This window comes from Bacillus sp. DX3.1 (assembly GCF_030292155.1).
Lineage (GTDB): Bacteria > Bacillota > Bacilli > Bacillales > Bacillaceae_G > Bacillus_A.
In genome coordinates this window covers 4,205,610-4,220,534 of the sequence record NZ_CP128153.1, presented here as the reverse complement: position 1 = coordinate 4,220,534, position 14,925 = coordinate 4,205,610, and the positions used below count along the sequence as shown (strand labels likewise).

Here is a 14,925-nt window from a genome sequence, read left to right as displayed (position 1 = left end):
TTAACAGAATATTAAAATTGATGGAATCTTTCTGAAAAACAAGGGGGTAAATGGAATGAACATCTACGTACTCATGAAACGAACATTTGATACGGAAGAAAAAATCGTAATTAAAAACGGTGCAATTTATGATGGCGAAGCGGAATTCATCATCAACCCTTACGATGAATATGCGATTGAAGAGGCAATTCAAGTAAGAGATGCACACGGCGGTGAAATTACAGTTGTAACAGTTGGCGGTGAAGAGAGTGAGAAAGAACTTCGAACTGCGCTAGCGATGGGCTGCGATAAAGCGGTTTTATTAAACATTGAAGATGATGTTGAGAATGGCGATCAATTTACAACAGCAAAAGTGCTTGTGGAGTATTTAAAAGACAAAGAAGTAGATTTAGTTTTAGGTGGAAACGTAGCAATTGATGGTGCATCTGGACAAGTTGGACCACGTGTAGCTGAAGCACTGGATATCCCGTATGTAACAACAATTACGAAGCTTGAAATTGACGGTACAAACGTGAAGATTGAGCGTGATGTTGAAGGGGATACAGAAGTGATTGAAACGACATTACCGCTTTTAGTGACGGCGCAGCAAGGTTTAAATGAGCCGCGTTACCCATCGCTTCCAGGTATTATGAAAGCGAAGAAAAAGCCGCTTGAAGAACTAGAATTAGATGATTTAGATTTAGAAGAAGATGATGTAGAAGCGAAAACAAAAACAATTGAAATCTATTTACCTCCTAAGAAAGATGCTGGGAAAGTGTTACAAGGCGAGCTGCAAGATCAAGTAAAAGAACTTGTATCGTTGCTCCATACAGAAGCGAAAGTAATCTAAAAAAATACGAATTTATATACGCAGGAGGGAAAATCAATGGCTCGTAAAGTATTAGTAATGGGTGAAGTTCGTGACGGATCTTTACGTAACGTTTCATTTGAAGCAGTAGCAGCAGCAAAAACAATTGCAGAAGGCGGTGAAGTTGTAGGTCTTCTAGTTGGGGAGAGCGTTGCATCTTTAGCAAATGAACTGATTCATTACGGTGCAGATCGCGTTGTGACAGTTGAACATGATAAATTGAAATCGTATACATCCGATGGGTATGCGCAAGCTTTTCTTGCTGTACATGCAGAAGAAAAGCCTGAAGGAATTGTGTTTGGACATACAGCACTAGGTAAAGATTTATCACCAAAGCTGGCTGCAAAATTAGAAGCTGGTCTTGTCTCTGACGTTACTGGATTAGAAGTTGCAGGTGGAAATGTTGTATTTACACGTCCAATTTACTCTGGTAAAGCGTTTGAGAAGAAAATTGTGACAGATGGTGTGTTGTTTGCGACAGTTCGTCCAAATAACATCGCGCCGCTTGAAAAAGATGAAGCACGTACAGGTGATGTGTCTTCCATTACAGTTGATGTAAAAGATTTACGTATGATTATTCAAGATGTTGTCCGCAAAACAGCAGAAGGTGTTGATCTCTCTGAAGCGAAAGTAATTATTGCGGGCGGCCGTGGTGTGAAAAGTGAAGAGGGCTTCAATCCGCTTAAAGAATTAGCAGATGTGCTAGGCGGTGCTGTTGGTGCATCACGTGGAGCTTGTGATGCGGAGTACTGCGATTACTCACTGCAAATTGGACAAACGGGTAAAGTCGTTACACCAGATTTATACATTGCATGTGGTATTTCTGGCGCGATTCAGCATTTAGCAGGTATGTCCAACTCGAAAATAATCGTTGCAATTAATAAAGATCCAGAAGCAAGTATTTTCAAAGTAGCTGATTATGGTATTGTCGGTGACTTATTTGAAGTAGTTCCTCTTTTAACGGAGGAGTTTAAAAGATTAAAAGTACATTCGTGATTTGAGTAACCCTTGAGTTCCAAGTGAAATACCCCTATATATAGAAAGAGCGAGAGGCCCCCTGCCTCTCGCCTTTTTAGTATACACCTAGTATTATATATATAAATCCATTTTGATTTTTCGACATATAGCCGCGGCTATGGCTAACAAAAGGTGACCTGCACTCGTTTTCTCTCTTTGTTTTCACTATGTCTGGGCAAGAAAAGGATCTGACCGCTTCTATGCATGGCCGGATGCTCTCTCCCACCTAAAAAGAAGGGGTTTATGTCGGTTTTTAATTTGTATTTATATAGTATAATGGCACGTTTTTTTGTTACAATACATAACGATACATAATATTCGCCACGTATATAAGTTAATGATATACTTTTGGTAGAAAACACATAAAGGAGGAAATAAAATGGCAATTGTAAACGCAACTGACCAAAACTTCGCAGCTGAAACAAGTGAAGGTATTGTATTATTAGATTTCTGGGCACCATGGTGTGGTCCTTGTAAAATGATCGCTCCTGTATTAGAAGAAATCGATGCAGAATTAGGCGAAAAAGTAAAAGTAGTAAAAGTAGACGTAGACGAAAACCAAGAAACAGCTCGTAACTTTGAAGTAATGAGCATTCCATCTCTTTTCGTATTAAAAGATGGTAAAGTGGTTGACCAAGCGTTAGGTTACAAGCCGAAAGAAGCGTTAGTAGAATTAGTTTCTAAACACTTTTAATACATGAAGTCCAGCATATATGCTGGACTTTTTTTATTGGTCGAAATTACCTCCTGATAATATGACAACGGACATAAAATTTTTGTTGACACTTATCATAAGCGCTTTTATAATCAGTCTGACGGTAATGAAAATCACTATCATTTAAATGCGTAGGGGGAAGTCAGTCATGACATTGAAGTTAAAAGTATTATCTGCAGCAGCAGTAGCATCTCTTCTTTTTGCAGGTTGTGCGAAAGAGGAAACAAAGACATCTGAAGCACAAGAAAAAAAGACAGAACAATCTGTTAAGAAAGAAGAGAAGAAACAACAAGAAGTAGATTTTGTACAAGCTTATAAAGATGGAGTGGCTGAGCTTGAAAAAGCGAAAGACGGTAAAGAGGTTGACTTTGATAAAGTAACAAAGTTATATAAAGAAAAATTACAATCTCTTGTTCAAAAGCGTGATAGTGAATTTAATGAACAAATCGACCAAACAATTACAGCTGCATTAGAAGCTGGGAAAAAGAAAGAAATGGAACCTATAGTTGTAAAACAACTATTTGATAAATTAATGCAAAAAGAGTTTTTCCAATCGATGCGCCATGAATTTAAAGAAATTGATACAAACTGGGGCAAAAAAGATGTTGTGAAAAAAGAGATGGATGAAGCTCTAGCTTTTTATAAAGGTGTAGAAGGTACAGTTGGAAAACGTGATGCAGCGTACGGTACACAAATGGCTTCTCAAATTCAAGGCGGCTTTGATGAAATGACAGCTGCAATTGACAAAGATGACAAACTTGCATTTGCGCTTGGAAAACAAGTTGTAGATAAAACGTTAATGAAAACATTCTATTTTGCAACAGGTGCAGTGCCGAATGGTTATGCTACAAAAATGGTAGAAGAAGTAAAGAAAGATGAGAAAAAAGCTAAAATTGAGCAAGCGGAAGGATGGGCATTTTATCAAGCAATCTATCCGTATCTGAAAAAAGCAGCTCCTGAAGATGCAGACTATATCTTAAAGCAGTTTGATTTGAAAACTGATGTGAAAACAGTTGATGCAAAAGCGGTAAATCAAGCGTTTGTACGTGGATTTGCAAAAGTTGCATTAGGTGAGTATAAAGAAAGCCAAGAGAACTTTGGAAAAGATAAAGGTCCTATTACAGCATTAGAAGGTGCGTTATTCATTAATATCATTGAAAATGATTTGAAAACAGTACTTGGCGAACAGCAAACAGTAGAATTAACAAAAACAGCTCAATCTTATTTAGACGCAGTAAAAGCGAAGAAAAAAGAAGATGCTGATAAATTGTTACCACAACTTGAGGCTGCGTTAAATAAAGCTGTTGAAGCAGCGAAATAATCTGCTCATACGTATGTCTTTTAGAAGAAACCTTGTCTTGACAAGGTTTCTTCTTTTACATAGTGTGGTAGAGGGTGGTGAAATGAATGAAAGTATTAATTACTGGAGGAGCAGGTTTTATCGGAAGCCATCTTGCTTTAAAACTGTTAGAGCAAGGAAAACAAGTCGTACTACTAGATAATTTCCACTCCTACTATGCAAAATCAAGAAAACAGTTTCAGCTCGAACAGGTCCAACATTATGGGAATGTTCCATTTTACGAGTGCGATATTTTGTGCAAAGAAGATGTGAAAGCTGTTATGCAACAAGAGAAGGTTGATACGGTTATTCATTTAGCTGGATTTCCAGGTGTGAGGCCGTCACTCGAAATGCCAGGTGCTTATGTTGATATTAATATAAAAGGGACGAGCAACGTATTAACATGTGCAGGAGAAGAAAATGTAAAACATGTTATTGTAGCATCCTCTTCTTCTGTATACGGAGAGCAAATGGGAATGCCTTTACAAGAAGAAATGGCAAATGGCCGTGTCCTATCTCCTTATGCGGCAACAAAGTACGGAGCAGAATCGCTTTGCCATGCTTATCAATATATGTATGGATTTCAACTGAATATTTTACGTTTCTTTACTGTATACGGGCCATGGGGTCGTCCTGATATGGCAATTGCAAGCTTCATTAGAAAATTGTTAAATGGCGAAGAAATTATTGTATATGGAAAGGGAACGGGCCGAGATTATACGTACATTGATGATATTACAGAAGGAATTTCTCTTACGTTAGAGTCGAGTAGAAGCGATGTATACAATTTAGGATCAAATGCCCCAATTTTAATGACAGAATTGCTTGCGCAGTTAGAAAAGCATTTCCCATTGATGCGTGTAAGGAGAGAGGTGCATCGTAAAGGGGATGTGACATCGACGTGGGCTGATATTTCGAAGGCGAAAGAACAGCTTGGATATGAACCTCGTGTATCTTTTGCAGAAGGGTTGGAGCGAACGATTGCTTGGGCGAAACAATATCCGGATACTGTTTAATCTTTGTGGTATTTTCTTGTTATGTGTTTTTTTGGTCATATCGTGGAAATCGTTTGAAGCGTCTTCTTTGTGGAGACAACTATATGGATTATGGAAACATCCTTATACGGTAGTGCTTCTTATTATGATATATGGTGTTGCATTTTTCTTTCGTGCTTATGCATGGAAGCTATATCTTCACCATCATATTACAATGAAAGAGTCTTTATATGGATTGTTTTATAGTTTATTTATTAACCACGTTTCTCCATTGAAAGTAGGGGACGCTGTTCGCATTGCGATTATTACAAAAGAAAAGAAAGTGACATTAGGAGAAGCAACACAATCAGTTGTTGTGCTCCGTATATTAGATTTGCTTATCCTTGGTATATTTGGAGCCGTAGGGATGTTTATACTGTGGGGAGATATTTTGCTGAATGCTCCCGTTATCCTCGCTTGTATATGTATCGGAATTGGTATGTTGTTTCTTTTGCATAAGAAAGCACCGCAATTTGTAGAGAGTCAGTGGAAGCAATTAAAGGCGATTTTGTTTACAGTACAAGGGATCGTCATTATCTTACTGATTGTAATGAGCTGGATTTGCGAAGCTTTTGTTATATATGAAATTGCGAGTTCTCTTACATTTATACAAGCGATTTGGGTCAATAGTGTGACCATCGCAGGGCAAGTATTTCAATTAACGCCAGGCGGTATTGGGACATATGAAACGGTAATGACGTTTGCACTAAGAGCGCTTGGTGTAGGATCGGTAGAGGCGTATGAGTGGTCATTAATGAGTCATGGATTTAAGTTTATATTTTCTTATGGTGTGGGCGCACTTTTACTCGTTTTATATCCGATGGAATTGCGTTCACTTGTTAGTCAGAAGGGAGAAAACATCCGGTGGAAGAAGTAAAGAAAGCATCAAAATTTGAAAAAGTGGCGGCGCGCTGTTGGAACTTACTGAATGAGGGAAAACCATTTACACCGATTTTTGTATTCGGTACATTTTTGCTGTTTTCTATATCACAGTTTGGACAACCTGGTTTTGTTCCAGCATTTTTTAGCAGTTTTGTCCTCATTGTACCGCTACTCGTTTTATATTATTTGTTTGATTTTCCATTGTTTTTACGAAACTATTTATGGTTTCCGTTTGTTGCTTATTTAATTGTATTTAAAGTGGTCCATTTGCCACTATTCTTTTTTGCATTAGGGTTATATTTCTTCTTTACAATTTTATTTTGGGGAACGTTGTATTATCATTTGCGAATTGGTACGTCATGGTTGAACTTTACACGGTTTTGGAAGCTTGTTTTAAAAAATAGTGATTCTACAAGCGGGAATGCACAAGAACAAATGCCAAAGTTTTTACTACTACTTTCGCTTTGGTATTATTACTATGATTTCTTCCAAGAAGGCGGTACGTTTAGCGGTGTAGATTGGAGAACGCTTCTTATATTTTATGGTGCTCTTCTCGTATATACGCTTATATTACACCGTAATTTATTTGATTGGCAGCCAAAAGCAATTGCTAGCTATACGGAAAATATGCCTGAAAATCAAGAGGCATTAAATGAAAAAGTAGTTGTGATTGTGATTGATGGTATGCGAAAAGATCGTTTTGAGGCGGCACATACACCGTATTTAGATTCACTTCGAAAGCAAGGGACCGAGTTTTTAAATATGGAAACTGTATATCCAGCTCGTACGGTTGTATGTTTCTCCTCTATGTTTACAGGAACGTATTCATTTGAGCATGGTATTAAATCGAATATGGTTTGGAAGCATGGAGTGAATGTAGAGAGTATTTTCGATTCTCTTCGTAAAGTAGATAAAACAGGGAAAATGTTAGCAGTTGCTCATTTAGTCGACGCGTTTGGCGATGATGTGGAAACATTTACGGCTGTAATGAAAAATGATGTTGTCGACTCGAAAATTATGGAGAAAGCAAGGAAGATTATGGATGAACAAGATCCTGATTTATTTATCGTCCAGCTTATTTCTACAGATCAAACAGGTCATAGTCGCGGCGTATTATATGATGAGTATTTACAAAAAATTCATGAAGCAGATCAGCATGTAAAGCAGTTCATTGAGCACTTGGAAAAAACAGGTAAAGCGGAAAGTACGACATTCATCATTTGCGCAGATCATGGGCAAGCGGACGGAATTGGTGGTCACGGTCATTTAGACGAGGGCGAGCGGTTTGTACCATTCTTTATGTACGGTCCTCATATTGCTCAAGGTATAAAAGTAGAAGAGAAGAAAAGTCTTGTTTCTATGGCACCGACAATTGCTTATTTGTTAGGAGCACCGTATCCATCCCATAGTCGTGGACCTGTGTTAGTAGAAGCGTTAAAGGAGCAGGAAAAGAAATGAAAGTAATTGTTTTTATACCGGCCTTAAATGAAGAGGATTCTATTGCACATGTCATTCAAAAGGTGCCGCGTCATTTTCATCCGAATGTAACGGTAGAAGTACTTGTCATCGATGATGGCTCAACTGATCGAACAGTAGCTGTTGCAAAAGAAGCAGGAGCTGATCATGTCGTTTCATTTGCAAAAAACGGTGGACTTGGCGCAGCTGTTCGAGCGGGTTTGCAGGAAAGCTATCGCCTTGGAGCTGACATTAGTGTAATGATTGATGCTGATGATGAATACCCAGCTGACGAAATTCCAAATGTACTTGAGCCTATTTTTGCAGGAGAAGCTGATTATACGATGGGTTCTCGTTTTCGAGGGACGATTCGAGGAATGAGATTACATCGACGTCTTGGGAATTACTGCTTTACAATGTTGCAATGCTTGTTGCTACGAAAATGGATTCGCGATGGGCAATCAGGTATGCGTGCTTTTTCTAGACAAGCAATGAAGCATGGGGAAATTGTTCACGATTATAACTATGCACAAGTTATTACTTTAAACTTAGTGCGAAAAGGATTTCGCGTACAAGAAGTCCCGATTACGTATAAAGTAAGAGAAACAGGGGAGTCCTTTATTTCTTTTCGTAAGTATATGACACGCGTTTTTCCGGCGATTTGGAAAGAGATGACACGTCCGGTGGAGAAAGTTACGATTGACTATGAAGCATATGTATTAACAGAAGATAAGAAGTGCTCATAATGAGCATTTCTTATCTTGACAATAAAAATGATAATAATTATCATTAACCTCGGGAGGAACATTCATGAAAAAAATCATTACATCACTATTTGTTAGTATTTTCTTAATATTCTCCATACAAACGAGCGCATTTGCTTATTCGTACGGAAACCCGAACGAAGAAAAAGTTGCTGAAGCATATAAGCAAATGGTTGCAAAGTTAGATGAAAATCCGGCCAACTTTAAAGAGGCTAAAAAGGCATATGAAAATGTGCAAGAAGAAATTGATCAGCATATGGGAAAAGAACCTTCTAAAGCAATGATGAAGGACTTCGATAAACAAAATAAAGAGGATATTATTGCTGATATGCAAAAAATTCTTGCGCTTAATATTAATCGTCGTTTAACAAATGTTGATGAGAAATTTAAAGACTATGATACAAGCAAGCGTTTATTAGCAAAAGCATTTGCTACATATGAAGCGTTATCGCCAGTTGTTGGTGAACGTAATAAAGAGTTAGATACGAAGCTAAAGGATGAATTTAATAAAGCATTAGAATCACTAGGAAATCCAGGGTTATTTGGAGTAGGTCAAAAAGAAGCAAATCAAGATGTGTTTAAGCAAAGTAAAGATAATATTCTAAAGAATTTACAGAGCGAATTCAAAATTAAAGACTTTAAAGTGGGACACTTTAGTGCAAGCGGTCAAGAAGATAAAGCTACTTCTGATAAAAAAGAGAAGGCAGAGTGGACAGATTTAAGTAATTTGAAAAACTGGGCTCCAATTGCAGTTATTGTACTTATACTTGGTGGAGTCATTGTATACGCAGTAAGAAAACGTAAGTAAGGATGAGGGGGAAGAGCGATGCAATTGCAGGCATTTCTCATTACATTTCGTGAAGTATTAGAGGCATTGCTAATTGTCGGGATTATTACAACCTATTTAAAACGTACGGATAGTAAGCAGTTTGTGAAATATGTTTGGGTGGGAGCAGGGCTTGCCGTTGTAGCAAGTTATATTGTCGCTCTTGTTTTCCAAGTTGTATTTACTGGCTTTGCCGCAATGGGAAGTGAGATGTATTTAAAAATATCAATTATTTTCATTTCCGCCATTTTACTTACGCAAATGGTATTTTGGATGGCAGAACATAGTAAGAATATGAAAGACAACATGGAAAATAAAATGAGCCAATATATTACGGCAGGAAACGTAATTGGTATGGTTATGCACTCTTTTCTTGTTGTACTTCGAGAAGGTGTAGAAACAGTGTTTTTCTTTGCAGCGATTACAGGAGGAAACATCGGAGAAGCGATGAAAGGCTGGGGAGCTATTTCAGGTTTACTCGTTGCAGCTGTTGTTAGCTACTTATTCTTTAAAGGAACGATGCGTATTTCACTCAAAGTATTCTTTAAAATAACAGGTGCATTTATCGTCTTAATTGCAGCTGGTCTTCTCGTACAGGGCGTTTCTATGCTTCAGGATTTAAAAATACTCGGCAGTGTTATGCCACATGTATACGATATTACATGGTTATTACCAGAGCACCCGATTGATTATGCTCACTATTTGCGTGATCATGGTACTGCACCGCTCCTTTCAGGTGATATTGGTATTTTCTTAAAAGCATTTTTAGGATACTCGTCAATGCCATCTCTTGAAGAAATACTTGTGTATATCGGGTATTTTGTTGTGTTGTATATGTTAATCGTCTTTAAAAAGCCTGTTAAAAAAAATCAAACAATAATCGAAAAAAATAAGTCAGTAAGCTAAAAGTACAAGGAGTTTCCTTGTACTTTTTTTGCAGAAAGGAAATGAGATGAAACAAGTATTACGTATATGGGCCGTTGTCCTGTTTACAAGTGCGATTTGTATTCGGTTTTTCTATGCGAGTCCGTTTGCTGCAACGTGGGACGAAGTTGATTTTGCGCTTGCACTAAAACAATATGACATATTAGCGATGCAGCCCCATTTCCCAGGCTATCCTTTTTTTATTTTAGGGGGAATGATGACGCATCTTTTTATAGAAAATCCAGTGAAATCCTTAGGAGTTTTTAATGCAATTATGGCACTAAGTGCGGCATTTCCGATGTATAGGGTGGCACGTCGTTATGTAAGCCAGACGAGTGCTTTAATTGTGGTCGCTGTATTACAAACGAGCGGCTATTTCTCTATTTTAGTAACGCAGCCTATGTCAGAAGGAGCAGCGTTAGCGATCGTATGGTGGTATATATGGAGTGTAGAACGAGCTTTTCGTACAAAGAATTTTCAAGCTCAATTTTGGCCAGTAATTTTCTTTGCACTATTAATGGGTATACGCTTATCATATGCACCATTTGGGATAGCGCTTATTTTGTTATTATGGCAGCAATGGCATGAAGAGAAATGGCGGTGTATTATCCTATTTTGCACAGCTGTTCTTTCACAGCTCGTTTGGATTGGTGCACTTATTTGGAATATCGGTGGAATAACGGGGGTATGGAAAATCTCTTTCGGATTTGTAGAAGGTCATTTTACCGAATGGGGCGGAGCGGTTACAGAAACAAGTGAGCCATTTATTTCACGTCTTTTTCGTTTACTTTCCGAAAACATTGTATTTGCAGGAATTGGCATGCATTCATACTTCCTCACAGGTTTCTTTCTTTTCTTTTTGTTTCTATTTGTTTTACAATGGAAGAACATACGTTGCTATCCAAAGGTTTTAATCGCTCTTGCAAGTGTATATTTTCTTTGGAATTTACTTGGACAAAATATTGATAAACCTCGTCATTCTTATCCGATTGTAGCGATGTTACTTTGCGTACTTGCTATTTCTTGGTTAAAAAGGAATCGTGGTATTTTATTGTTGTTGTTTGCAACCAGCCAACTTATGATGAGTATACCGCTTATGAAGGAACAACAAGTGGAGGTGCCGGCAACGTATCAGCTTGCGTCATATTTAAAGGAAAGACAACAGCCGTTTATTGTATACACGTGGGAAGAGACGAGGGTTATGGAATATTTGCAAATGCCATATGATCATAAACGTTTTTACACATATTCCTATTTTTTACAAGATAAAAAATATCATAAAAATGATACGATATACGTTACGAATCATCTCATTGAAGGATTTCAAAAGCAAGGGATCAATATAGAAGGACAGGTTGAAAAGGAAGCTGTCTTTTATTCCAATCGATTATCTGATCCTGTTTATCATAAAATAGTTTTATATAAGTGGAAAAAGTAAGAGAGGAGAAAGTGAGTGCACAAGCATTTAAAAGAAAAATTAGCGATTTTACCAGATCAGCCGGGCTGTTATTTAATGAAAGATAAACAAGGAACGGTGATTTATGTCGGCAAGGCAAAAGTCTTAAAAAATCGTGTGCGCTCGTATTTTACTGGCTCACACGATGAAAAAACATTACGTCTCGTCGGAGAAATTGTGGACTTTGAATATATTGTCACCTCGTCGAATTTAGAGGCACTTATTTTAGAATTAAACTTAATTAAAAAGTATGATCCACGATATAACATTAAATTAAAAGACGATAAGACATATCCATTTATTAAAATTACAGCAGAAAAACAACCACGTTTACTGATTACGAGAAATGTGAAAAAAGATAAAGGGAAATATTTTGGTCCTTATCCGAATTCACAGTCAGCATATGAAACGAAAAAGCTGCTTGACCGGATGTATCCACTTCGTAAGTGTAACAACATGCCTGATAAAGTTTGTTTATATTATCATATGGGACAATGTTTGGCACCTTGCGTTCAAGACGTAACAGCTGAACAAAATAAAGAAATTGTGGATGAAATTACAAAGTTTTTAAATGGTGGTCATAAAGAAGTACGATCGGAACTAGAAGTGAAAATGTATGAAGCATCGGAAAAATTAGAGTTTGAACGTGCAAAAGAGCTGCGTGATCAAATTGCTCATATGGATGCCATTATGGAAAAGCAGAAGATGATTATGAGCGATTTAGTTGACCGAGATGTCTTTGGCTATGCGGTTGATAAAGGGTGGATGTGCGTACAAGTTTTCTTCATTCGAAAAGGAAAGTTGATTGAACGGGATGTCTCTATGTTTCCGATTTATGACGAACCAGCAGAAGGATTTTTAACATTTATTGGACAGTTTTATGAGCAAAGCAATCACTTTAAGCCGAAAGAAATTGTTGTATCAAGTAATATTGACCCTCAATTGATAGAAACATTTTTAGAAGTGGAAGCGACACAGCCAAAGCGTGGAAAGAAAAAGGAGCTTGTTGAGTTAGCGATCAAGAATGCGAAAATCGCTTTGCAGGAGAAATTTTATTTAATTGAACGTGATGAAGAACGTACGATTAAGGCTGTTGAAAATTTAGGAGTGCAGCTGGCGATTGAAACACCTTATCGCATTGAAGCGTTTGATAATTCGAACATACAAGGAACGAATCCTGTTTCAGCAATGATTGTCTTTATTGATGGAAAACCAGCGAAAAAAGAGTATCGGAAATATAAAATTAAAACAGTACAAGGACCAGATGATTATGAATCTATGCGAGAAGTAGTACGTCGTCGTTATACGCGTGCTCTCAAGGAGAGTTTGCCACTTCCTGATTTAATTGTCATTGATGGCGGGAAGGGTCATCTTGCAGCGGCGGGAGATGTACTTGAAAATGAGCTTGGTTTATTTATTCCAATGGCTGGACTTGTAAAAGATGATAAGCATCGTACGTCTCATTTAATAATTGGTAATCCACCTGAACCTGTTATGCTTGAGCGAAATAGTCAAGAATTTTATTTATTACAGCGCATTCAAGATGAAGTGCATCGATTTGCAATTACGTTTCATCGTCAGCTTCATGGGAAATCTGTCATTCAATCAGCACTAGATGGTATTCCTGGCGTAGGAGAGAAGCGAAAAAAAGTATTGTTAAAACATTTTGGTTCGCTAAAAAAAATGAAAGAAGCTTCTGTTGCAGAAATTGTAGAAGCTGGAATGCCGCAAAATATCGCGGAGACGATTCACTCGTATTTAACTGACGAGAAGACATTGTAGTTTACAATGTCTTCTATTTTTTGGTATAATTTCAGAAGATTTTAAAAAATAAAATGAATACTTATACAAAAATATATAAATCGATTTTGATTTTTCGACATATAGCCGCGGCTATGGATAACAAAAGGTGACCTGCACTCGTTTCCTCTCTTTGTTTTCGCTTGGAATGGGGCAGGAAAAGGATCTGACCGCTTCTACGCATGGCCGGATGCTCCCTCCCACCTAAAAAGAAGGGTTTTATGTGGTTTTTTAATTTGTATTTATATATAAATACATTTTGATTTTTCGACATGTAGGCCGCGGCTATGGATAACAAAAGGGGACCTGCACTCGTTTCCTCTCTTTGTTTTCGCTTGGAATGGGGTAGGAAAAGGATCTGACCGCTTCTACGCATGGCCGGATGCTCCCTCCCACCTAAAAAGAAGGGTTTTACGTCGGTTTTTTAATTTGTATTTATATAAAAAGTCAACTAAACCTATATGTCTAGTTGACTGCCAATGTGCATCCTATACTTCGACAGGATCTTTCACGTCCCATTTCACAAGAAATGTAATAGAATCCGAACGTTTCTTTTGTTCTTCGTATGATTCTGCAACGACGTTTCGTTGTTTTTGAATTTGCTCTGCAACAAAGCCAGTTTCTAACTGGTAAGAAGAATGTCTCTTTTGTTTTTGTCGCTCTGTAATGAGCGGGCTTGTTAGGTGAAAGTGCATTTCACGGCGCTTATGCTCTATGATGCTTAAACTGCCCCAGCCAGCCTTTTCAAAAAAGTGAATGACTTCTTCAATTGTATCTAGTGGATATTTTCGTGCTAGGTTTCTACCGGCCCAGTATAAAATGGCATCCAATTCGCTACCGATTAAGTCTGGTAGTAATTCTTCACGCAACAATTCATATGCGAAGGCGTTCAATGAAATGTCTTGTAAAGATGTCATGTCGATTGTATGTTTGTTCACAATATTCCCCTCTTTCTATAGGAATTATTATATAACATTTCTCATTTATAAAAACAGAACTTTCTTTAGAAAATCTAATATATAGGAAGAAAAAAAGAATACGTAAATTATGTACAAATTATGTATACGTTTTCTTGACGCTTCGACAAAAATAGGAGTAAAATGAATTTGTTATCAAATTATGCTGAAATATTTCGAATAATTTTTTCAGTTTCTCTTATAGCAATAGTGAGAAAACATTATTGCTATAAACTAATACTGGAAGCAGCAGTTAAATATTCAAGGGGGGTAATGGGGACATGAAAGGCCGCGAGTATACTTTTCGAAAGTGGCACTCATTAATGGGAGTCATCCCGGTTGGTGTCTTTATGATGCAGCATTTAGTAGTAAACAACTTTGCAACAAGGGGAGCGGAGGCTTTTAACAAAGCTGCTCATTTTATGGAGCTCCTTCCATTCCGGTATGCGCTAGAGATCTTTGTCATCTTTTTACCGCTGCTGTACCATGCTATATATGGTTTATATATTGCGTTTACAGCAAAAAACAATGCGAAATCTTACAGCTACTTCCGTAACTGGATGTTCGTCTTGCAGCGTTTCACAGGTGTGTTCACGCTCATTTTCTTAGCTTGGCACGTCTGGCAAACACGTATTCAAGCCGCATTAGGAACACAGGTAAATTATGATATGATGGCAGATATTTTAAGCAATCCAGCTATGTTCGGCTTCTATTTAGTTGGGGTTGTATCGACAATTTTCCACTTTGCTAATGGCCTATGGACATTCTGCATTAGCTGGGGAATTACAGTATCGCCACGTTCACAACGTATCTCTACTTATGTAACATTAGCTATTTTCTTAGGTTTATCTTATGTAGGTGTGAGTGCATTATTAGCGTTCATCGATCCACAGCTAGCAAATCAGTAAGG

14 protein-coding genes are annotated in these 14,925 nt (G+C 37.6%); 13 read left to right on the top strand and 1 reads right to left on the bottom strand.

The window, feature by feature from the left end; all coding sequences use genetic code 11:
* Positions 1-55: 55 nt before the first annotated feature.
* The 12 genes from etfB to uvrC all read left to right on the top strand — a co-directional run bounded on the left by etfB (position 56) and on the right by uvrC (position 13,041).
* Positions 56-829: an electron transfer flavoprotein subunit beta gene (etfB, locus tag QRE67_RS21165; protein ID WP_286122161.1), complete on the top strand. Its 774-nt coding sequence runs from the start codon at positions 56-58 to the stop codon at positions 827-829.
* Positions 830-865: 36 nt separating this feature from the next.
* Positions 866-1,843 carry an electron transfer flavoprotein subunit alpha gene (gene etfA, locus QRE67_RS21160; RefSeq protein WP_286122160.1) on the top strand — a complete coding sequence of 326 codons (978 nt, stop codon included), beginning with the start codon at positions 866-868 and terminating at the stop codon, positions 1,841-1,843.
* 400 nt (positions 1,844-2,243) lie between these two features.
* Positions 2,244-2,558 (top strand): thioredoxin, encoded by a 315-nt coding sequence (trxA, locus tag QRE67_RS21155; protein ID WP_286122159.1) that lies wholly within the window; start codon positions 2,244-2,246, stop codon positions 2,556-2,558.
* 169 nt (positions 2,559-2,727) lie between these two features.
* Positions 2,728-3,900, top strand: a complete 1,173-nt coding sequence (locus QRE67_RS21150; RefSeq protein WP_286122158.1) for a hypothetical protein — start codon at positions 2,728-2,730, stop codon at positions 3,898-3,900.
* An 86-nt stretch (positions 3,901-3,986) separates the two neighbouring features.
* The gene (locus tag QRE67_RS21145) at positions 3,987-4,934 is read left to right on the top strand and encodes an SDR family NAD(P)-dependent oxidoreductase (protein ID WP_286122157.1); all 948 of its coding nucleotides are present in this window, start codon (positions 3,987-3,989) and stop codon (positions 4,932-4,934) included.
* Positions 4,935-4,950: 16 nt separating this feature from the next.
* Entirely contained in the window at positions 4,951-5,829 is an 879-nt protein-coding gene (locus QRE67_RS21140; RefSeq protein ID WP_353507045.1) for a lysylphosphatidylglycerol synthase transmembrane domain-containing protein, read from the top strand.
* A complete protein-coding gene (locus tag QRE67_RS21135; protein WP_286122156.1) occupies positions 5,817-7,292 on the top strand; it encodes an alkaline phosphatase family protein in 1,476 nt (491 codons plus the stop codon). The genes QRE67_RS21140 and QRE67_RS21135 overlap by 13 nt, the downstream gene beginning before the upstream one ends.
* Positions 7,289-8,035 (top strand): glycosyltransferase family 2 protein, encoded by a 747-nt coding sequence (locus QRE67_RS21130; protein WP_286122155.1) that lies wholly within the window; start codon positions 7,289-7,291, stop codon positions 8,033-8,035. The genes QRE67_RS21135 and QRE67_RS21130 overlap by 4 nt, the downstream gene beginning before the upstream one ends.
* Before the next feature lie 64 nt (positions 8,036-8,099).
* Positions 8,100-8,861 (top strand): hypothetical protein, encoded by a 762-nt coding sequence (locus QRE67_RS21125; protein ID WP_286122154.1) that lies wholly within the window; start codon positions 8,100-8,102, stop codon positions 8,859-8,861.
* Between the two features lie 18 nt (positions 8,862-8,879).
* Positions 8,880-9,785 carry an FTR1 family iron permease gene (locus tag QRE67_RS21120; protein ID WP_286122153.1) on the top strand — a complete coding sequence of 302 codons (906 nt, stop codon included), beginning with the start codon at positions 8,880-8,882 and terminating at the stop codon, positions 9,783-9,785.
* 46 nt (positions 9,786-9,831) lie between these two features.
* Positions 9,832-11,241, top strand: coding sequence for a glycosyltransferase family 39 protein (locus QRE67_RS21115; protein ID WP_286122152.1), 1,410 nt, complete (start codon positions 9,832-9,834; stop codon positions 11,239-11,241).
* 15 nt (positions 11,242-11,256) lie between these two features.
* Complete coding sequence (gene uvrC / locus QRE67_RS21110) at positions 11,257-13,041, top strand: excinuclease ABC subunit UvrC (RefSeq protein ID WP_286122151.1); 1,785 nt, start codon at positions 11,257-11,259, stop codon at positions 13,039-13,041.
* Between the two features lie 506 nt (positions 13,042-13,547).
* Here the strand turns inward: uvrC and QRE67_RS21105 are convergent.
* On the bottom strand, positions 13,548-13,997 hold the full coding sequence (locus QRE67_RS21105) for a YslB family protein (RefSeq protein WP_286122150.1): 450 nt from the start codon (positions 13,995-13,997) through the stop codon (positions 13,548-13,550).
* Between the two features lie 299 nt (positions 13,998-14,296).
* Between QRE67_RS21105 and QRE67_RS21100 the strand changes: the two genes are divergently transcribed.
* The gene (locus tag QRE67_RS21100) at positions 14,297-14,923 is read left to right on the top strand and encodes a succinate dehydrogenase cytochrome b558 subunit (RefSeq protein WP_286122149.1); all 627 of its coding nucleotides are present in this window, start codon (positions 14,297-14,299) and stop codon (positions 14,921-14,923) included.
* Positions 14,924-14,925: the final 2 nt, after the last annotated feature.